This window comes from Paenibacillus azoreducens (assembly GCF_021654775.1).
GTDB classification, from domain to species: Bacteria; Bacillota; Bacilli; order Paenibacillales; family Paenibacillaceae; genus Paenibacillus_AQ; species Paenibacillus_AQ azoreducens.
Genome location: NZ_AP025343.1, coordinates 2,119,658 through 2,138,930 on the forward strand (window position 1 = coordinate 2,119,658; position 19,273 = coordinate 2,138,930).

The window sequence follows — 19,273 nt, forward strand, 5'->3', positions numbered from 1 at the left end:
CGGTCCCGCCCATAGCGGGACTCCTTCGGGTTTCAATTTCAGTTGGATAGGTGGGATCCTGACCGTGAAGTTCCAAGAATTGATCGGGCTTGCCGTTTTTGATGTGGAAAAAGGCAAGGCGATCGGCAAGATCAACGATGTTCATATTAGCGAAGACTGGAAGATTCAAGCGATGGAGCTTGAAGGCAAAGGTCTCTTTTCCAGCTCGGCCAAGTCAGTATCCTGGGAGGATATTCTGGCCTATGGCGAAGACGCTGTGATGATTCGTAATCAACAGGCTGTTCGAAAGACGGAAGCCGACGATATACAATTCACTTACCTTCTGGGTAAAAACAAATTAAAAGATTTAAGCGTCCTTACGGAGGACGGCGTTCTTCTCGGTAAGGTATCGGACGTTTATTTTGACCAGGAAATGGGAAATACAATACTAGGTCTGGAAATCAGCGACGGTTTCGTCTCGGATTTGATGGAAGGCCGGAAATGGTTGCCGCTCGCGCAGGACATGTCCATCGGGAAAAATGCGATCATGGTTCCTTCAAGAAGCGAGGAACGCCTGGAGAAAACCATTCATTCTGTTAACGGATAGGTGATATATGAATATGAGTATGAGATGTCCTAACTGCAATTCCAAAGATATCGGTAAAATCGGCTCCCATCAGTTTTATTGCTGGGGCTGCTTTATTGAACTTACGGTCAACGGGGAGAAAATGTCCGTTTATCAAGTAGAGGAAGATGGAACGCTCAGTTCGCTGGATGATCTGTTTTTCGAGGAAATTCCCCAGGAATTCCCGCACATTCATGCATCGAATTAAAGGGCTTATAAACCTGAATCTTCTTTAGAAAAGAAGCCTATCACTAGCGCTCGCTTGCTGGCGCACGTTAGTGAGGGGCTTCTTTTTTATATAAGTTGAACAAGTGGTTGTCTTTTTTTGATCGTATGCCGATATGTTTTTTTACTATTTCAGTGCGGTTATGGCCTCGAACGCAAGGGAACCAAAGGTTAATTTCTCGCTTTCGTACATATAATAACGTGTACAGCAAGTCCGAAAGGAGGATAGCCGCTTGGAGAAGCTGACCGCAAACAAATGGTTCCGTCTTTTGATCTGGTTCATTCTCGCCCTGATCGCGCTTTATTTCATATGGCAGCTGCGCCCCATGTTCACGAACGTCTACCGGTTTCTTAAAGCCGTATTTGCGCCCTTTATCGTCGCGATGATCATCTCTTACGTATTAAACCCCGTCGTTTGCCTGCTAGCCGACCGGAAAATGCCGCGAAGCATTGCGGTACTGCTGATCTACGCGGTGTTTCTTACCAGTTTGGCGGTCATTCTTATCAACTTGATTCCGATGCTGCTGGAGCAGATTGAAGAGCTGAATGAGCATTTGCCGGAAATGACCATGCATGCCCAGAGCCTGATGACGCGTCTGGATCAGAAACTATTGCCCGGGGGAGTCACGGCTGGCGTAAACCAATGGTTTCTGCGCTGGGAGGATCGGATTGCGGCGGGGATTTCCGACTTTATCGACAATATCGGCACAACGATCAATCTGGTGCTAAACATATTCATCATCCCGTTTCTCATCTTTTATATCCTTAAGGACTTCGACGTGTTCGAACGGGCAATCGTTTCGTACCTGCCCCGTTCCCGGAGAAAGGCGACGGTCAGCCTGCTTAAGGAAATCGATCTGGCGCTGGGCAATTACGTGCGGGGGCAATTTCTCGTCTGCTTGATCATCGGCGTGCTTGCTTACATCGGATATATGCTCGTCGGCATGCCTTATGCGTTATTGATGGCGAGCATCGTGGCCGTTTTTAATATCGTTCCTTATCTGGGCCCTTTTCTGGGAGCGGCTCCGGCGGTGGTGATGGCATCGACCATCTCATGGAGAATGGTGCTGCTTGTCATCGTCGTCAACTGGATATGCCAGCTTTTGGAGAGCAATGTCATTTCGCCGCAGGTGGTGGGCAAAACGCTTCATTTGCATCCTATGACGATTATTTTTGCGCTGCTGGTTGGAGGGGAGATTGCGGGCGTTATGGGGCTGATTCTGGCCGTTCCGTTTTTTGCGGTGCTTAAGGTGCTTCTTCAGCATTTTTTTGCTTATTACATCAAGCGAAAAACGACATAAAGCCGCCTCATTGACATTCAAATCATCCGCCGATATACTTGTTAACATATGAGCAAAATAGACAAAACGGCGATGAAATAAAGTACGGCGGGAGCACTCCATGGACAGAGAACGGATTCCTTCATGCGTTACAGCGTGTCGGCTGCAAGAATCCGCATGCGGGTACCGGCCGGAAAGCTGATTTCGGAGTGCGGGCAAAACCCGCCGGTTGGCCCCGTTATAGGCTGATACGAGGAGATCGTTCCCCTTGAGGCGGTGCGCGCGAAAACGCTGCGGACAGGCAAGAGCGATAACCAGGGTGGTACCGCGATATGATCGTCCCTGAATAATATTTCAGGGGCGTTTTTATGTTGTTTTTTGAACCTGAAATAAACAATATCAAATCTGGAGGCTGTACATGATGAAAGCAAGTGAAATTCGTTCAAAATGGCTGGAGTTTTTTGCTAGTAAAGGACATAAAATCGAACCAAGCGCACCGCTTGTTCCGCACAACGACCCGTCGCTGCTGTGGATCAATGCCGGCATGGCTCCGCTCAAACCTTATTTTGACGGCCGGGTCAGCCCGGAAAATCCGCGTCTGACCAACTCGCAAAAATGCATTCGCACCAACGACATTGAAAATGTAGGCAAGACCCGCCGCCACCATACGTTCTTCGAAATGCTCGGCAACTTCTCGATCGGAGATTACTTCAAAGAAGAAGCCATTACTTGGGCTTGGGAGTTTCTGACCGGAAAAGAATGGATCGGATTTGATCCGGAACGTCTGTCGGTAACGGTATATCCGGAGGATGAGGAAGCTTTCAAGCTTTGGAATGAGAAAATCGGGCTGCCTGCAGAACGCATCGTGAAGCTGGAAGACAACTTCTGGGATATCGGCGAAGGTCCTTGCGGCCCATGTACCGAAATTTTCTATGACCGCGGCGACGCTTACGGCGACCTGTCCGATCCGGAAATGTATCCGGGCGGCGAAAACGAGCGTTTCCTGGAAGTATGGAACCTCGTATTCTCTCAATTCAACCATAACAAGGACGGCTCCTATACGCCGCTTCCAAATAAAAATATCGATACGGGCGCAGGCTTGGAACGTTTCGCATCGATTCTGCAAAATGTGGACTCGAACTTCGACACCGATTTGTTCCAGCCGATCATTCAGCAAACGGCTAAGCTTGCCGGCGTGAAATATAACGACAGCACGGAAAAAGACGTGGCGCTTAAAGTCATTGCCGACCATATCCGCACGGTTGCTTTTGCCGTCGCCGACGGCGTGCTTCCTTCCAATGAAGGCCGCGGTTATGTCATCCGCCGTTTGCTCCGCCGCGCCGTTCGTTACGGCAAGGTGCTGGGTCTGGACCGTCCATTCCTCTATACGCTGACCGAAACCGTTGGCGACATTATGGGCGTATACTATCCGGAAGTTGTTGAAAAACGTGAATTTATCGAAAAGGTGATTCGCACCGAGGAGGAACGTTTCCACGAAACACTGTCCGAAGGCCTTGCCATTTTGGAAGAGATCAGCAAAAAAGCGCTGGAAAGCGGCAGCAAAATGATCAGCGGTCCCGATGCTTTCAAACTGTACGATACTTACGGATTCCCGTTTGATTTGACCGAGGACTTTGCTGCAGAGCATGGGCTTACGGTGGATCGCGAAGGTTTCGATGCTTCCATGCAGGAACAGCGTGACCGCGCGCGTGCGGCCCGTCATGAAAGCGGCGGGATGAAGGTGCAGGGCGGCGTACTTTCCGACTATACGGTTAAAAGCGAATTTGTTGGATATAATGACACGGTAAAAGAGTCGAAAATTTTGGCCATCATTGTGGATGATGCCATGGTGGATATGGCCGGGGAAGGACAATCTTGCCAGGTTGTTCTCGATGCGACTCCTTTCTATGCCGAAAGCGGCGGCCAGGTCAGCGATGAAGGGCTTCTGCGCGGCGGCACCGTAACCGCGAAAGTGGAAGGACTCTTTAAGGCGCCCCATGGGCAGCATGTGCATATCGTAACGGTGGAAGCCGGAGACCTGAAGGTCGGCGAGACGGTAAAAGCGGAAGTGGATCAAAGCAAACGCCGCGATATCGTGAAAAACCATACGGCGACTCATTTGCTGCACAAAGCGCTTAAAGAAGTGCTTGGCGACCATGTCAATCAGGCAGGATCTTTGGTCGAACCGCAGCGTCTTCGTTTTGACTTCTCCCATTTCGGGAGCATCGCGCCGGAAGAGCTGGCCGACATCGAGCGCCGCGTGAATGAGCAGATTTGGAACGGCATCGATGTGAACATCGAATACAAACCGATCGACGAGGCGAAAGCGATGGGCGCCATGGCCCTCTTCGGCGAAAAATACGGCGATATCGTGCGCGTCGTACAGGTTGGCGATTACAGCCTTGAGCTTTGCGGCGGATGCCATGTCCGCAATACGTCGGAAATCGGTATTTTCAAGCTTGTGAGCGAAAGCGGGATCGGTTCCGGGGTACGCCGGATCGAAGCGGTAACTGGACGCTCCGCGTATCAGTTTATCGAAGGCCAGCTGGATTTGCTGAAGCAATCTGCCGAGCTGCTGAAATCCAATCTGCAGGATGTGCCGAAGCGGATCGAATCCGTACATGCCCAAGTGAAGGAACTCAGCCGTGAGAACGAATCGCTGCAAAGCAAGCTGAGCATGATTGAAGCAGGTCAATTGACCGAACAGGTCAAATCAGTAGGCGGCAAGGAACTGCTTGCGGTCCGCGTCAACGTCGGCAGCATGGATGCGCTCCGGAATCTTGCGGACGAGCTGAAAAATAAGCTTCCTTCCGCTGTGCTGGTTCTAGGCGCGGCAATCGAAGATAAGGTCAACTTCGTCGTATCGGTGCCGCAGGAGCTGACCAAGTCCGGTCTGCATGCAGGCAAGCTCGTGAAGGAAATTGCGACGGTTTGCGGCGGCGGAGGCGGCGGCCGTCCGGATATGGCGCAGGCAGGCGCCAAAGATGCAAGCAAGCTGGATGAGGCGCTTAAGCTGGCTGAAGAACTGGTAGCCAAAGCATAAAATATGTTAAAGGAGGATTTTGCAGACCTGAACTAAGGTTGTGCAAAATCCTTTGATTAAAATATATGATATGACATATAATTCGAATAAATTTCGTATTATTTGTCCTGGAGTTTACTTACATCGGGATGATTATGTTATATTAGAAGAGGAAATGAAGCCTTAGGGATCAATTCGTCTGAGCATGCCGCCAAGCATGCTTTTGAAGAAGCGAGGTGTTTCGAATGGACTCCATGGATAAGACGATGAAGTTTAATGTGAAGGGCGATGAGAAGGAAGCATCCGCCAAGGATATCCTTCTTACGGTGTATGATTCATTGGTTGAGAAGGAATATAATCCGATCAACCAGATTGTCGGCTATCTTCTCTCGGGAGATCCGGCGTACATCCCTCGCCATAACAATGCCAGAAGTTTGGTAAGGAAAAAAGAGCGTGATGAGTTGATTGAAGAGCTGGTCCGGTTCTATTTAGCCAATCACCGATAGGAGAGTTGTAACTTGAGAATCATGGGATTGGACTACGGCGACCGCAAAATTGGTGTTGCCGTCAGTGATTTACTCGGATGGACCGCGCAGGGGGTTGAAGTGGTGGAACGCCGCCGCGACGGCTCTGAAATGCAGCGTATCGCGGAATTGACCCGCGAGTACGAAGTGGAGGAAATCGTCGTCGGTTTGCCTAAAAATATGAATGGCAGCATCGGCCCCCGCGGAGAAATCTGTATTGATTTCGCTGACAAGCTTAAAGACATGCTGAAATTACCCGTCCACCTGTGGGATGAGAGGCTGACAACGGTGTCTGCCGAGCGGACACTGATTGAAGCCGATGTCAGCCGAAAGAAGCGTAAGCAAGTTGTGGATAAAATGGCTGCAAGCTTGATTTTACAAAATTATTTGGACTCAAAGACTAAAGGGTGAGGGTGATAACAGATGACTAATGAGCGTAACTATTTTGAGGAAGAACCGGATATTATTTATATTCCCGACGACGAAGGCAATGAAGAAGAATTCGAAGTCATCATGAAATTCGAAGTTGACGGATCGGATTCCAAGTACATGATGGTTGTTCCGCTGGAAGCGTCAGACGATGACACGGATGAAGTGTATGCCTTCCGCTATGAGGAAGACGGGGACGACCTTAAGCTTTACATGATCGAAGACGATGATGAGTGGGAGATTGTGGAGGAAACTTTCAATACACTCGTCGCTGAGCTTGATGGAGGTAATGAGCATGAATGATTTCTCTGCAGACCAGGCCGTATGGACTTCCGTTTTGAAGGAAACATTCGGTCCGACTGTGGAGCTGGAAGACGAAGACGGTTCCACCGAAGTCTACGATCTTGCAGCGGAATTTGAAGTATGCGGTCAAACCTATGCGGTTCTGCAAAGTCCTGGGAACAAAGACGGTGAATACAACATTTTGAAAGTAGTCAAGTCGCCGGAAGGTAATATGGAGCTTGTGACCATCGATGACGATGATGAATGGGAAAATATTACCGAGCTTTACGACGAAATGACCTTTCCTGAGGATCGCGAGGATTGATTGTGCGCACTTTGCGGCTGCTTGGTGAAGGCTGAATTCAAACATGAATAACCTGAAGAGGGCGGTGCAGACCGTCCTTTTTGGCTGTGAAGGGTTGGATTTTTTTGAAAGCTGTCAAAGTTGTGATTGTGATTCTGGTCATCCTGCTGCTTGGAGCAGGCGGGGGCGCCTATTATATATGGAACGGTCTGCAGCCCGTCAAAGCTTCGGATCAAGCTGTACAATTTACCATCGAACCCGGAAGCGGCACGTCCCAAATCGCACAGGTTTTGCATAAAAACGGCTTAATCAAAAATGAAACGATATTTAAAGGGTATCTGAAGTGGAAGAAAGAAGGGACGCATTTTAAGGCTGGTGTTTACGAGGCCAAGCCGGGGATCACGTTGGACGAGCTGATTGCCAAATTGAACAGCGGGGATGTCATGAAAGAATCGATGAACCGGATCACGATTCCCGAAGGGTATACCATTGAGCAAATAGCGCAAAAGGTAAGCGAGGCAACCGGGACGCCAGCGGATGCTTTTTTGCAGGTGGCTGATCATCCGGGGAATGAGGCGACCGTTGCTTTTAGTGAGGCTGCGAAGATCGGGAATCTAAAACACGCGGCAGAAGGATATTTGTTCCCGGAAACCTATGAGTTTAAAAAGGACGCCGGCGTCAATGACATTTTTCATAGAATGATGGAACAAATGCAAAGTAAGATTGACAACATTCCCGACCTGCAGCAGAGATTAAAAGATCGAGGCATCACGCTGCATGAGATGCTGACGATTGCGTCGCTTGTTGAACGCGAGGTTGTCGTGGATAAGGAGCGTCCGCTTGTGGCCGGAGTCATTTATAATCGTATTGATAAAAAAATGAAGCTGGAAATCGATGCTACCGTACAGTATGCGCTCCCTGAGCCGAAGGAAAGGCTGCTATATAAAGATTTGAAAGTGGAGAGTCCTTATAATACCTATTTGCATGAAGGCCTTCCGCCAGGACCAATCTGCAGTCCAAGCCTTGCGTCTATTGAAGCCGCATTAAGTCCGGAAGCATCCGATTATTTATATTACGTCACCAAGAAGGACGGTTCGCATGAGCATTTATTTGCCAAGACGTATCAAGAGCATTTAAACAATATCAAAAAGAGTAAAAGCTAAGCCGAAATAAAAGAGGTGCGGTATGACGAAACAACATAAGCTAATGATTACAGCCGGATCATTGGAGGAATGTTCAGCATATATCGATGCGGGCGCAACGGAGCTGCTGATCGGCGATAGACGGTATGGGATCCGGATGCCGGGGTATTTCCTGGAAAACGATATTCGAGAAGCAGTGCGTCTGGGACAAGCACGCGGCGTCGATGTCATCGTAAACATGACCAACGTCATGACCAATGATATGCTGGAAATGCTGCCGGATTACGCAGCATTTTTGCAGGATGCCGGGGTATATGCGGTTGAATTCAGCGACCCCGCGATTATGGCTGCGGTCAAAAAATATGCGCCATCGCTTAAGCTTCATTGGAATGCGGAAATGATGTCCACCAATTATGCGACAGCCAATTACTGGGGACGCAAAGGGGCGTCGCGTATTGCCGCGGCCAAGGAACTCAATATGGATGAGATTTTGGAGCTGAAGCAGCATCTGGACATTGAAGCGCAAGTTCAGGTTCACGGCATGACGAATATTTACCACTCCAAACGGAGGCTGGTGGAAAGCTATATGATTCGTCAGGGGCGTCCTGTTGACGGCGGGAGCCTGAATATAGACCGCGGCCTTTTCCTGACCGAGGATGAGCGCCCGGGGGAAAAGTATCCAATCTATGAAGACGAGAGCGGAACGCATATTATGAGCTCCGATGACATTTGCATCCTGGAGGATTTGCATCTGCTGCTGCAGGCCGGAATCGAAAGCCTGAAAATTGAAGGGCTTTTGAAACCGATCGCTTATAATACGGCCGTCATTAAGGCTTATCGCAAGGCCATCGACGCATATGCGGCAGACCCTGGCAGCTATCGTTTCCAGGAAGAATGGCTGGATCCGATTCGCGAGCTGCAGGATCCGGAGCGCGAACTGACCTTCGGATTTTTTTACAAGGAACAAGTTTATTAAGCAAGAGGGGGACCATTACCGTGGAAAGTACATTATACAAACCGAAATATCGTGGGGAGCGGGTCCGCCTTGCGAAGCCGGAGCTTTTGGCGCCGGCCGGGAATTTGGAGAAACTGAAATTCGCTGTCCATTATGGAGCGGACGCAGTATACATTGGCGGACAAAAATACGGGCTCAGATCCAATGCGGACAATTTTTCATTCGAGGAAATGCGCGAAGGGGTCGAGTTTGCCAAGCAGTACGGGGCAAAAGTATTCGTAGCAACCAACATCTATGCCCATAATGAAGATCTCGACGGAATCGAGGAATATTTGCTGGGTCTGCGTGACGCAGGAATTGCGGCGATTATCGTCGCGGATCCGGCCATTATCGAAGTGGCACAGCGCGTAGCACCGGAGATTGAGGTTCATCTCAGCACCCAGCAATCCACCCTGAATTGGCAGGCGGTGCAATTCTGGAAAGAGGAAGGCTTGCCGCGCGTCGTGTTGGGCCGGGAAGCAAGCCTGGAAGAAATATGCGAAATCAAAAAACATGTCGACGTTGAAATCGAAGCATTTATTCATGGGGCCATGTGTTCATCGGTTTCGGGACGCTGCGTATTGTCCAACCACTTTACGGACCGGGACTCCAACCGCGGAGGCTGCTGTCAGTCCTGCCGCTGGAAATACGACCTGTATGCAGACGGCGGGAATATGGCGGAAGGTTTCGCCGAAGCGGCTGCCCCGGCAACGATGGAACCGGGCGTTACGCGGATACCTCTCTTTGGCGAAGAGGATATTGCGTTTACGATGGGATCGAAGGACCTCTGTATGCTGGAGCATATTCCGGACTTGATTGAAGTCGGCATCGACAGCTTCAAAATCGAAGGACGGATGAAATCCATCCATTACGTAGCTACGGTCGTGAACGTGTATCGCCAGGCCATCGATGCTTATTTCGCCGATCCTGAACATTATATGCTTAAGCCGGAATGGCTGGAAGAGCTCAATAAAGCGGCGAACCGCCCGCTGAACACCGGATTTTTCTATGATACGCCGGATCATGAGGATCATATCTACGAACCTGAGGATAAAGCGGCGCCGTTTGACTTTGCGGGGCTTGTGCTCGAATATGACGAAGCGACTCAAACAGCCCTTATACAGCAACGGAACTTCTTCAAAAAAGGCCAGGAAATCGAATTTTTTGGCCCGAAAGGCACCTTTTTTAAACAAACGGTAGGCGAAATATGGGATGAAGAGGGACAACTTCTGGATGTAGCACGCCACCCTTTGCAGCGCATTCGCATGAAGGTGGATCATCCGGTCGCATATTTTGACATGATGCGGAGAAAGCATTCTTAGGTCGTTTTTCACAAAAAATTCACAGAGCAAGCTGCTGGACACTATTGTTCAGCGGCTTTTTTTGTATAGGGACGTAAGAAGCATGCATATTAGGAAAATAGTTGTAAAGAATTTTGCGAAAAACCAAAGGATAATGGTGGAAAATGTCGAAGAATAAGATATAAGGTTAGAAATTTAAGCGGTAGGTGAGGAAATTGGGAGAGGTTCAAAAGAAAGAACAGGAAGAAGGTAAGAAAAAACGCTGGGGGAAACAGCAGCATAAAGGAGAACAGGAGGTGGCGGCAATTCCCAAGAAAGATGATGCGGGTAAGATGAAATTCAGCATACGCGGCGCTGGAGCACAGCTCAGCAGGATGAATCCTTCCAAATCCGTCGGCGTGAAGCTGTTTTTGATCTTTTTTGTGGCCATCGTATTTTTTGTGCTGATTTTAGGTCTTACGTCGTATAGCAAGGCCAAGAGCACTATTCAGCAAAATGCGGCAACTGCGAATAAACAGACCATTATACAAACATCCCAAAAGCTTGACATCATTTTGAAGCAATATGAGGATACTGCGCTGCTGATTTTCTTTGATCCCGAAATGCAAAGCTTGATTAACGACTTATCGTCTACACAGACAAGCGCGTACGATATGTTTGTCTTGAACGATAAAATAGGCAAAAAGCTGAGTAATCAGATCAACAGCGGTAGCATCAAATCCATTTATTTGGTGCCTTCGAAGGAAGATCAAAATCCGATCGTTGCCGGAAGCGCAGGCATCGATATGTCGGAAGTACGCAATGAGGCTTGGTACAAGGAAGCTAAAGGCAAAAATAAAGCCTTCTGGATTCCGACCGAAAAGGGAAAAGACGGGACAAATAGTTTCAGGCTCGTCCGTCCTCTGCAAAGTTTGTCCAATAGCGGGCAAACCTATATGATAGTCTTCGAGTTGAAAGCATCGACCATTGAAGATCAATTAAAAAATATCGATTTGGGCGAAGGCAGCAAACTGCAGCTGGTCTCGGCCGACAACAAGGTAGTCGCTTCCAGCGATGACGGGGAGGCGGGGAAAGAATCGGTATTTACCTTCATGCAGGGTCAGAAGGATGCCGCAAGCAGTCTGGAAACCAAAGACGACAAGGGCAACGGCGTATTGGCCGGTTATGACACTTTGCATGTTAACGGCTGGCGACTGGTAGGCACGATTCCTACCAAGCTGCTCGTCAAAGATGCGCAGGGCATTATGATATTGACGCTCGGATTTATGGTTGGCGTCGTTATTATTGCGATTCTGATCGGCTGGTGGATGGTTCACATGATCGCAAAACCTTTAAGTCGGTTGAAGGATCTGATGATCGAAGGTTCCAAAGGAAATCTGAAAGTGCGGACAGACTATAAATCTTCGGACGAAATCGGCGAGCTGGCTGCAAGTTTCAATATGATGATGGATCAAATTACGCAGCTTGTTGAGCAGACGAACACGACGGCGCGTGCTGTCCTTGAGACCGCTGCCGAATTGACAGATGCGTCGAAGAAAACGGCCGTTTCGGCGAGGGAAATCGCCATTGCGACCGAGGAAATCGCCAATGGTGCGAGCAGCTTGGCGACTGAAGCCGAGCGCGGCAATGAATTGACCGAAAACATTTCGAGCCAAATGCAGATCGTTGTATCGGCCAATGAAGAAATGAGCAGCTCTGCTCGCCATGTCGAGCAGTCCAGTCAGCGCGGAACGAAACATTTGAACGAACTGATGGACAAGACGCATCAAACGGAAGAGATGACCCAATCCTTGATGCATAAGGTTGACAACCTGAAGCAAACGACCAATTCGGTTAATAAAGTGCTTGATGTGCTGCAAAATATTACGAAGCAAACGAATATTTTATCGCTTAACGCGACCATTGAAGCTGCGCGTGCAGGCGCCGCCGGTCAAGGTTTTATGGTTGTAGCCGACGAAATCCGCCAACTGGCCGATCAATCCAGACAATCCATCGATATGGTAGGCCAGATTGTAGAGAAAATCATGGCTGAAATGAATGAAACGGTGCTGGCTTTGCAGGAAGCGAATCCTTTATTCCGGCAGCAGATGGATTTTGTGAAGGAAACCAACGATATTTTCGTTTCCGTACAGGAGCAGATGGGGGATTTCACGAAGCGGCTCGATTCAGTAACCGAATCGATTGGCACGTTAAACCAGTCGCAGGTGATTCTGTCCGAAGCGATGAGCAACGTCAGCGCGGTGGCCGAAGAGTCTTCCGCTACTTCGGAAGAGGTCGCCTCGCTCAGCAATGAGCAGCAGAACATCGGCGAACAACTGGTACAGCTTTCGGGCAAACTCGAAAATGTATCCAATGAACTGAAGGAAACCTTGTCGTTGTTTACGCTGTAAGATTCATATATCAATGCCGCCCCTAAGGCAAAGCCGATAGGGGCGGCATTTTTTTGACATATCAGAAAGTATAACCTCCCGGGGTCCCCGCAAAGTAATCGGAATAGGTTTCGAAAGTCACGCGTCACTTTGTGGGGTTGAATTTCCGGGGTCCCCGCAAAGTAATCGGAATAAGCTTCAAAGGCTACACGTCACTCCGTACTTTTGCTCCGCAAAAGCGCCCCTCTTCGAGAGGCGCCCTTACTTCTTTCCGATAATCTTTGCGGGGTTATTTTGCGCCGATTGGGGGCTTTCCAAATAGGGCATAATGGAAAAAAAGTCGTAAAAGGATCGGTGCGGTATGATGTTCAAGCATAAACAGCGTATTTTTTACGGATTGATTATTTTAACGGGGATACTGGTTGTACTTATCCTTAGATTGGCGTATATCCAGCTGGTACTCCGGGTTTCCAGCCTGCCGGAGAGCGTGTACACGCTGCAGGAGATGTCGGTTTTGCAGCGTGAGCGTGGAGTCGTGCTGGATTCCGGAAGAGGGAATATATATGACCGGAGGGGCGTGCCGATAACCGGAGAAACCGTTTCGGCGGCGGTGTTGTTCCCGATCGACAAGAAAACGCTGGCCAATGAAGACGGCAGCCTTGATCCGGTAGCGAAGGTCTTAGGCGTCGATACATCCAGTTTGATAAAGATGTGGAATGGCCTAAGCGTCCCGGTTTTTTGGCAGGGCGATTCCCGCAGCGCGCCGCTTGCATTGACGCCGCAGCAGGCAAAGCGGATATCGGAGCTGAATTTCAGCGGCATCGAAGTTCTGCCATATACCCAGAGATACTTAAACAAACCAAGCGGAATGCAGTGGCTCGGTTTCCTGTCGGAACTTTCAGGGCAAAAACATATGCCCCATACGGGATATGCATTTCGTGAGGGAGCGGCAGGACTGGAAAAGACGCTGGAAACGCTCCTTCGCGGCGCCGGGCCCACAACGGCGTATTATTCCGTCGATGGAGCCAACCGTGCTATACCGGGAACGGGCATTCAGCTCAAATCGCCGAATAATCCTTATTATCCGCTGCGGATCAACACAACGATCGATTTATCGCTGCAGCGCCAGATCGAAGAGCTTACGCAAAAGGCCGGCATGAAGGAAGGTGCCGTCGTTTTGCTTGACGCCAGCAATGCGGATGTGATTGCGATGGTGTCGCGGCCATTTTATAATCCGCTGGACATCCATCCCGAGCAGCGGGAATGGAATAACCGCGCGGTGCAAGCCGCCGTTCCCGGCTCGATTTTCAAAATGGTGGTGGCGGCGGCAGCGCTGGAGACAGGTGCAGCATCTGGGAGCGAAGTATTCTATTGCCCCGGTAAATACGGCAAGTATGGCTTGTCCTGCTGGAAAACATCCGGACATGGTTCGCTTACGCTGGAGCAAGCATTAGCCAAATCCTGCAACGTCGTGTTTGCGGAGTTGGCCGAACGGATGACGGGGGGAGATTTGGAAGCCGCTGCAAGCAGACTGGGCCTCGCGCGAACTGTAGGATGGGAGGCCAAAAACAAGCTCGGCATGCCTGTGCTGAGGCCTTTTGATCATGAAGAAACCGGTAGCGTATTTATAAGTGAGACTGCAGCTTTGGATGGCGGGGTACGGGCCCAGTCGGGAATCGGGCAGAGGGATGTACGGGTGACGCCGCTGCAGGCCGCCAATTTGGTGGTGACCCTTTTGCATAGGGGGCAAGTCCGGGCGCCGCGCATTCTTGAGAGCATATCTTATGCAAACGGTCAAATCCTGCAGCGGTTCAATCCCCATCTTGCGCCTGCAAATACGGGGAGCATCCGGCCTGAAACGGCGCATTTATTGACCGAATGGATGCGGACGGTTGTGACGGAAGGAACCGGAACTTCACTTTTGAAGGCGAAATGGCCGCTTGCAGGCAAATCAGGAACCGGGCAGGTGCTAACAGCGGGAGGGCAGCGCAACAACCAATGGTTCATCGGTTATGGACCTGCCGACCAGCCGAAATATGCCGCAGCCGTTTTGTTTCAAAATATGCCTTCAGGCGGCAGCAACCAAGCCACCGCTTTATTCGGAGAGATCATGAATCTGCTTGCTTCCCGGAAGCCGTAGGCTCCGGCGATTTGGCGTTCAAGTCAAACGGGGAGACATCAAATTCGTCCTCAGGCAAATGGATCCACTTTTGGAGATATCCCTGCTGCATCAACTCTTTCAACAAAATCAGCAGCACCGGCGAAAGCACAAGGCCCGCAATGCCGAACACGGAGAGCGAGATAATCATGAAGGACAACATGAGAAAAGCGGATGAGATCCCGATGGATTTGCCGGAAATTCTCGGTTCCAGAAGCTGACGCGTCAGCAAAACGACGGCGAGCAAAATACATAGACCGACGGCCAAGCTGGTATTGCCGACGATAAAGAGATAGACGATCCATGGAATCAGGACAACCGGCACGCCCACCAAAGGCAAAATGTCAAACACGGCGCAGACGAGTGCCAATGACAGCTCATTTCCTGTTTGCAAGATCAGGAGGCCGACATATACCAGCACCATGGTGATTATGACCATAATCAATTGCGCCTTGATGTAGGAACCTATCGCTTTTAAAACATATGTGGTCAGGAAAGCGTGGGCATTTTTCAATGTTTTTGGGGACTTGTCCCGCATAATTTTGCGCCATCCGCCAATTTCGGCGCTAAGGAAAAAGGCAAGAATGATCGCGACGCCAAAATTGGCCATAAAAGTTGAGAACGAGCTGAAGAATGATACCATATACTTTAAGAAACCGGTCATCCAGACGGTGGCATAATCGGTGAAGTTTTTGAAGTTTTCATTCATCTTTTCCGTGATGCTTGCCGGCAGAGCTTCGATTTTATGCTGGAGAAAAGCTGTAGTTTGGGTGAAGGCCGTTTGAATCATATGCGTATATTGGGGCAAATTATCCTGAACCTGGGCAATTTGGGATACAACAATCAATCCAAGGCCAAATAAAATGCCAAGAATGACAAGAACGAACAATATAACGGAAATGGCTGCTGCCAGCGTTTTAGGCAAACCTCTGCGGTTCAAAAATTTAGCCATGGGTTCGATCATAAAAAAGACGAGAAAGGATAAAAATACGGGGGCTGCGATCTGGTATAACCTGCTGAAGGCGTACATAATCAATAGCACGGTCAGCACAATCATCCCGATGTCCAGAAAGGTCCTCCAATATTTTTTGTAAAGGGGAAGCATAATCGATTATCACTCCTAAGTGTTTGGGTGGGGTCCTTGCGATTGTTACGAAAATTTATAAAATTATGCCTATTTTTCGAAGGGCTGTGATAAAATAAAAGGTAGCGTCTTTATAATTTTCAGAAAAAGGTACAGCTCCGAATACCTTCATTTTTGCTCTAATGCAAAAAAATTGCATGATAGAGCTGATTTGCCAGTTTTGGCGCTGTATGCCACTTCTAGATTTCATTCTATAGGGATACCTGCCTTTCGGCAAGTCAAAGTCAATCAGAGAAAAGTGGGGATTATGACATGGAGACTTTGCTGCTTTGGTTGTTCTACATTTCAACTTTTTATGCGTTTATTCCCGGACTTATCACCCGTATTTTCGGTTTCCGCGTTTTCCGAAGGGGCAGCAGCGAAAATGAATTTGCGCTGACCTTTGACGACGGCCCAGATCCGCAGTATACGCCCCAACTCCTGGATTTATTGAAGAAGTATGACGCCAAGGCCACCTTTTTCGTGGTCGGCTCCCATGCCGAACAAAATCCGGAACTGGTGAAACGCATGTATGATGAAGGCCATCTGATCGGCATTCATAATTACGTGCACAAGTCCAACTGGCTCATGCGGCCGGCGACCGTAACGAAGCAGATCATGAAGACGGATAAAATCATCCATTCGATTACGGGCGAGCGCTCCGGTTATTATCGTCCTCCATGGGGAATCGTCAATCTCTTCGATTTGAAGAAAAAACGACGCCGCAGATTCAAAATCGTACTCTGGTCCGCCATGTTTGGCGACTGGAGGGAAAATGTCGGCGCCGATCGCTTGACGGAAAGGATTCTAAGCAAGCTTCAGCCGGGAGAAGTAATGCTGCTGCATGACTGCGGCACGACCGCCGGAGCAAACCCTAACGCTCCGCAGCAAATGCTCATTGCTTTGGAAAGGGTGCTGAAAGAAGCGGAGCAGCGCGGTTTGAAGAGCATCCGGATCGACGATATGGTCAAGGCCAAGGAGAATGCGCCTGAAAGGAAAGTGCCGCGCTTCAAGCTGGTAGTCGTCAAACTGTGGTTGTTGTGGGAAGCTATCTTCCACAAAATGTTCCGGCTCAAAACAGTCAATCCGTCTGACCCGCTCCTGCACTACAGAGTGCGAAAATACAGCGGAAAGTCCATCGAGATGGAAGATAAGACGCTGCTCCAAAAAGGAGATCAAGTCGTCGAGCTTCATCTCGATAATGAAAAGATGTTTCAAATGGGAATCAGGTCGCGATCTTCCGTTCATTTGGCTATTCAGATGATCCGATCCATGGAGAAGGAATTTCCGAGGTTGGCCCAGCTGTTGGCTCAGGATTCGGCGGCAATGGACGCCAAGGCGCTTTATGGCGTGTCGATGGTCAACCGCGGACCCGAACAGTTCGGGTTCCAGATTGTAGATTTGAAGGACGGGCTTTTTTCTACTTCAAGCCGGCTTTATTTGAAATTTCTGTTAAGCGTTATTCATCCGTCCGGACAATCACGGTTAAAGGAACATGCCCAGCGGTTGGTTCCGAAAATGCTGCTTATGCCGATCGGCGAGTTTATGGAGCGGTATGCTGAAAGCGGCTCCCACCGCCGCCATCAAGAGCCCAACCGGAGGGGCACTGAGCCGGCGGAGGGGACAGAGCATCATGAGCGGAATCTGGGAACAGCGCAAGGATTGGAAGGTTCTACTTCTGCTATTTGAAATCTGTTGATCAACCGCAAAAAAAGAGGCGGTACCATCGGCATCAAGCCTTTCGGTACTGCCTCTTTTTGAAATGAGGAATCAGTTAGATCTTCATGACGCCGCCTTGGCTGGCATTGGTTACAAGCTTGGAGTAACGGGCGAGATAACCGGTTTTCACTTTTGGTTCGAAGCCTTTCCATTCGGAACGGCGGGCAGCCATTTCCTCTTCGCTGACATGAAGCTCGATTTTACGGTTATTAAGGTCGAGTTCAATGATATCCCCGTCTTTGACAAATGCGATCGGTCCGCCTTCTGCGGCTTCCGGTGAAATATGGCCGATGCTGATGCCGCGGGATGCGCCGGAGAAGCGGCCGTCGGTAATCAGGCCGACTTTGGCGCCAAGCCCCATACCGGCGATTTGGGAAGTCGGAGCAAGCATTTCAGGCATCCCGGGTCCGCCCTTAGGCCCTTCATAACGAATGACAACTACCATGCCTTCCTTCACTTTGCCGCCTGCGATACCTTCAAGCGCTTCATCCTGAGAATCGAAGCAGATGGCAGGTCCTTTATGGTAACCGCCGACCGAAGGATCAACCGCACCGACTTTAATGATCGAACCTTCCGGGGCCAGGTTGCCGTACAATACGGCCAGACCTCCGCGTTCGGAATAAGGCTGGTCGATCGGGTGGATGACGTTTTTATCGAGAATTTCGCAGCCGGCTACGTTTTCCGCAAGCGTTTTGCCGGTTACGGTGATACGGTCGCCGTACAGGGCGCCAGGTTTTTTCAAAAGTTCATGCAATACGGCGCTTACGCCGCCGGCGGCATGGACATCTTCGATAAAGTAATCGGATGCTGGAGCCAGCTTGGAGATATGAGGCACGCGGTTCGCGACTTCATTGATTCGCTCCAGCGGGTAATCAATGCCTGCTTCTTGGGCAAGAGCCAAGGTGTGAAGCACAGTATTGGTGGAGCCGCCCATCGCCATGTCCAGCGCAAAAGCATTGTCGATGGATTCCTTTGTAACGATATCGCGCGGTTTCAGATCCATTTTGACAAGCTCCATCAGCTGCCGTGCCGATTGCTTGACGAATTCCTTGCGCTCCTCTGCGACCGCCAGGATCGTTCCGTTGCCCGGCATGGCCAGACCCAGCGCTTCAGCCAAGCAGTTCATGGAGTTGGCGGTAAACATGCCGGAACAGGAACCGCAGGTTGGGCAGCCGTATTGCTCAAGTTCCAGCAGATCCGAATCGGAAATTTTACCGATTTGGTGGGCGCCGACGCCTTCGAACACGGACGTCAAGGAAAGTTTGCGGCCTTTGCTGTCCACGCCGGCTTTCATCGGTCCGCCGCTGACGAAGATGGTCGGGATATTCACGCGAAGCGCGCCCATCAGCATGCCTGGCGTAATTTTATCGCAGTTCGGAATGCAGACCATGCCGTCGAACCAGTGTGCCGAAACGACGGTTTCCAAGGAATCGGCGATAATTTCGCGGCTTGGCAGCGAATAGCGCATGCCGATATGGCCCATCGCGATTCCGTCATCGACGCCGATGGTGTTAAATTCGAAAGGAACGCCGCCTGCTTCGCGGATGGCTTCTTTTACAAGCTTGCCGAATTCCTGAAGATGGACATGCCCCGGAACAATGTCGATGTAAGAATTACATACTGCAATAAACGGTTTGCCGAAATCTTCATCTTTTACGCCGGCTGCACGCAGCAGACTGCGGTGCGGAGCGCGGTCAAAGCCCTTTTTGATCATGTCTGAACGCATTTTGTTAGCTGCCATGATGTCTCTTCCCCCTAATTTAAAATGAATGTGTAAGTATCTCGCTTTACCGCGGT

The 19,273-nt window shown here is 49.9% G+C and carries 16 protein-coding genes; 14 read left to right on the forward strand and 2 right to left on the reverse strand.

Going from position 1 to position 19,273, the window contains the following annotated elements; genetic code table 11:
* Positions 1-64 precede the first annotated feature (64 nt).
* From L6442_RS09075 to L6442_RS09135, 13 genes are all read left to right on the forward strand, one after another.
* A complete protein-coding gene (locus L6442_RS09075) occupies positions 65-586 on the forward strand; it encodes a PRC-barrel domain-containing protein (RefSeq protein WP_212979789.1) in 522 nt (173 codons plus the stop codon).
* Between the two features lie 19 nt (positions 587-605).
* The gene (locus L6442_RS09080; RefSeq protein WP_194232364.1) at positions 606-812 is read left to right on the forward strand and encodes a hypothetical protein; all 207 of its coding nucleotides are present in this window, start codon (positions 606-608) and stop codon (positions 810-812) included.
* Positions 813-1,062: 250 nt separating this feature from the next.
* On the forward strand, positions 1,063-2,130 hold the full coding sequence (locus L6442_RS09085) for an AI-2E family transporter (protein ID WP_212979790.1): 1,068 nt from the start codon (positions 1,063-1,065) through the stop codon (positions 2,128-2,130).
* A gap of 400 nt (positions 2,131-2,530) precedes the next feature.
* Positions 2,531-5,152, forward strand: a complete 2,622-nt coding sequence (alaS, locus tag L6442_RS09090) for an alanine--tRNA ligase (RefSeq protein ID WP_212979833.1) — start codon at positions 2,531-2,533, stop codon at positions 5,150-5,152.
* Between the two features lie 224 nt (positions 5,153-5,376).
* The gene (locus L6442_RS09095; RefSeq protein WP_194232302.1) at positions 5,377-5,637 is read left to right on the forward strand and encodes an IreB family regulatory phosphoprotein; all 261 of its coding nucleotides are present in this window, start codon (positions 5,377-5,379) and stop codon (positions 5,635-5,637) included.
* Positions 5,638-5,649: 12 nt separating this feature from the next.
* Complete coding sequence (ruvX, locus tag L6442_RS09100) at positions 5,650-6,066, forward strand: Holliday junction resolvase RuvX (protein ID WP_212979791.1); 417 nt, start codon at positions 5,650-5,652, stop codon at positions 6,064-6,066.
* A gap of 12 nt (positions 6,067-6,078) precedes the next feature.
* The gene (locus L6442_RS09105) at positions 6,079-6,387 is read left to right on the forward strand and encodes a DUF1292 domain-containing protein (protein WP_194232300.1); all 309 of its coding nucleotides are present in this window, start codon (positions 6,079-6,081) and stop codon (positions 6,385-6,387) included.
* On the forward strand, positions 6,380-6,691 hold the full coding sequence (locus L6442_RS09110; protein WP_212979792.1) for a DUF1292 domain-containing protein: 312 nt from the start codon (positions 6,380-6,382) through the stop codon (positions 6,689-6,691). Before L6442_RS09105 ends, L6442_RS09110 begins: the two co-directional genes overlap by 8 nt.
* A 104-nt stretch (positions 6,692-6,795) precedes the next feature.
* A complete protein-coding gene (mltG, locus tag L6442_RS09115) occupies positions 6,796-7,833 on the forward strand; it encodes an endolytic transglycosylase MltG (RefSeq protein WP_237100274.1) in 1,038 nt (345 codons plus the stop codon).
* Between the two features lie 22 nt (positions 7,834-7,855).
* Positions 7,856-8,788, forward strand: coding sequence for a peptidase U32 family protein (locus L6442_RS09120; protein ID WP_212979793.1), 933 nt, complete (start codon positions 7,856-7,858; stop codon positions 8,786-8,788).
* Between the two features lie 20 nt (positions 8,789-8,808).
* Positions 8,809-10,128 (forward strand): peptidase U32 family protein, encoded by a 1,320-nt coding sequence (locus tag L6442_RS09125; RefSeq protein WP_237100275.1) that lies wholly within the window; start codon positions 8,809-8,811, stop codon positions 10,126-10,128.
* 194 nt (positions 10,129-10,322) lie between these two features.
* The gene (locus L6442_RS09130; protein ID WP_237100276.1) at positions 10,323-12,497 is read left to right on the forward strand and encodes a methyl-accepting chemotaxis protein; all 2,175 of its coding nucleotides are present in this window, start codon (positions 10,323-10,325) and stop codon (positions 12,495-12,497) included.
* Between the two features lie 340 nt (positions 12,498-12,837).
* On the forward strand, positions 12,838-14,616 hold the full coding sequence (locus L6442_RS09135) for a peptidoglycan D,D-transpeptidase FtsI family protein (RefSeq protein ID WP_212979795.1): 1,779 nt from the start codon (positions 12,838-12,840) through the stop codon (positions 14,614-14,616).
* Here the strand turns inward: L6442_RS09135 and L6442_RS09140 are convergent.
* Positions 14,585-15,739, reverse strand: a complete 1,155-nt coding sequence (locus L6442_RS09140; protein ID WP_212979796.1) for an AI-2E family transporter — start codon at positions 15,737-15,739, stop codon at positions 14,585-14,587. The two genes, L6442_RS09135 and L6442_RS09140, sit on opposite strands and share 32 nt — an antisense overlap.
* A 291-nt stretch (positions 15,740-16,030) precedes the next feature.
* Between L6442_RS09140 and L6442_RS09145 the strand changes: the two genes are divergently transcribed.
* The gene (locus L6442_RS09145; protein WP_212979797.1) at positions 16,031-17,446 is read left to right on the forward strand and encodes a polysaccharide deacetylase family protein; all 1,416 of its coding nucleotides are present in this window, start codon (positions 16,031-16,033) and stop codon (positions 17,444-17,446) included.
* 85 nt (positions 17,447-17,531) lie between these two features.
* Here L6442_RS09145 and ilvD read toward each other — a convergent pair whose 3' ends face one another.
* The gene (gene ilvD, locus L6442_RS09150) at positions 17,532-19,217 is read right to left on the reverse strand and encodes a dihydroxy-acid dehydratase (protein WP_212979798.1); all 1,686 of its coding nucleotides are present in this window, start codon (positions 19,215-19,217) and stop codon (positions 17,532-17,534) included.
* Positions 19,218-19,273: the final 56 nt, after the last annotated feature.

Bases quoted from the DNA above. Each gene is read 5' to 3' on its own strand.
- L6442_RS09080 (WP_194232364.1), top strand. From the start codon at position 606: ATGAGATGTCCTAACTGCAATTCCAAAGATATCGGTAAAATCGGCTCC.
- alaS (WP_212979833.1), top strand. From the start codon at position 2,531: ATGAAAGCAAGTGAAATTCGTTCAAAATGGCTGGAGTTTTTTGCTAGT.
- L6442_RS09095 (WP_194232302.1), top strand. From the start codon at position 5,377: ATGGACTCCATGGATAAGACGATGAAGTTTAATGTGAAGGGCGATGAG.
- L6442_RS09105 (WP_194232300.1), top strand. From the start codon at position 6,079: ATGACTAATGAGCGTAACTATTTTGAGGAAGAACCGGATATTATTTAT.
- L6442_RS09110 (WP_212979792.1), top strand. From the start codon at position 6,380: ATGAATGATTTCTCTGCAGACCAGGCCGTATGGACTTCCGTTTTGAAG.
- L6442_RS09120 (WP_212979793.1), top strand. From the start codon at position 7,856: ATGACGAAACAACATAAGCTAATGATTACAGCCGGATCATTGGAGGAA.
- L6442_RS09135 (WP_212979795.1), top strand. From the start codon at position 12,838: ATGATGTTCAAGCATAAACAGCGTATTTTTTACGGATTGATTATTTTA.
- L6442_RS09140 (WP_212979796.1), bottom strand. From the start codon at position 15,739: ATGCTTCCCCTTTACAAAAAATATTGGAGGACCTTTCTGGACATCGGG.
- L6442_RS09145 (WP_212979797.1), top strand. From the start codon at position 16,031: ATGGAGACTTTGCTGCTTTGGTTGTTCTACATTTCAACTTTTTATGCG.
- ilvD (WP_212979798.1), bottom strand. From the start codon at position 19,217: ATGGCAGCTAACAAAATGCGTTCAGACATGATCAAAAAGGGCTTTGAC.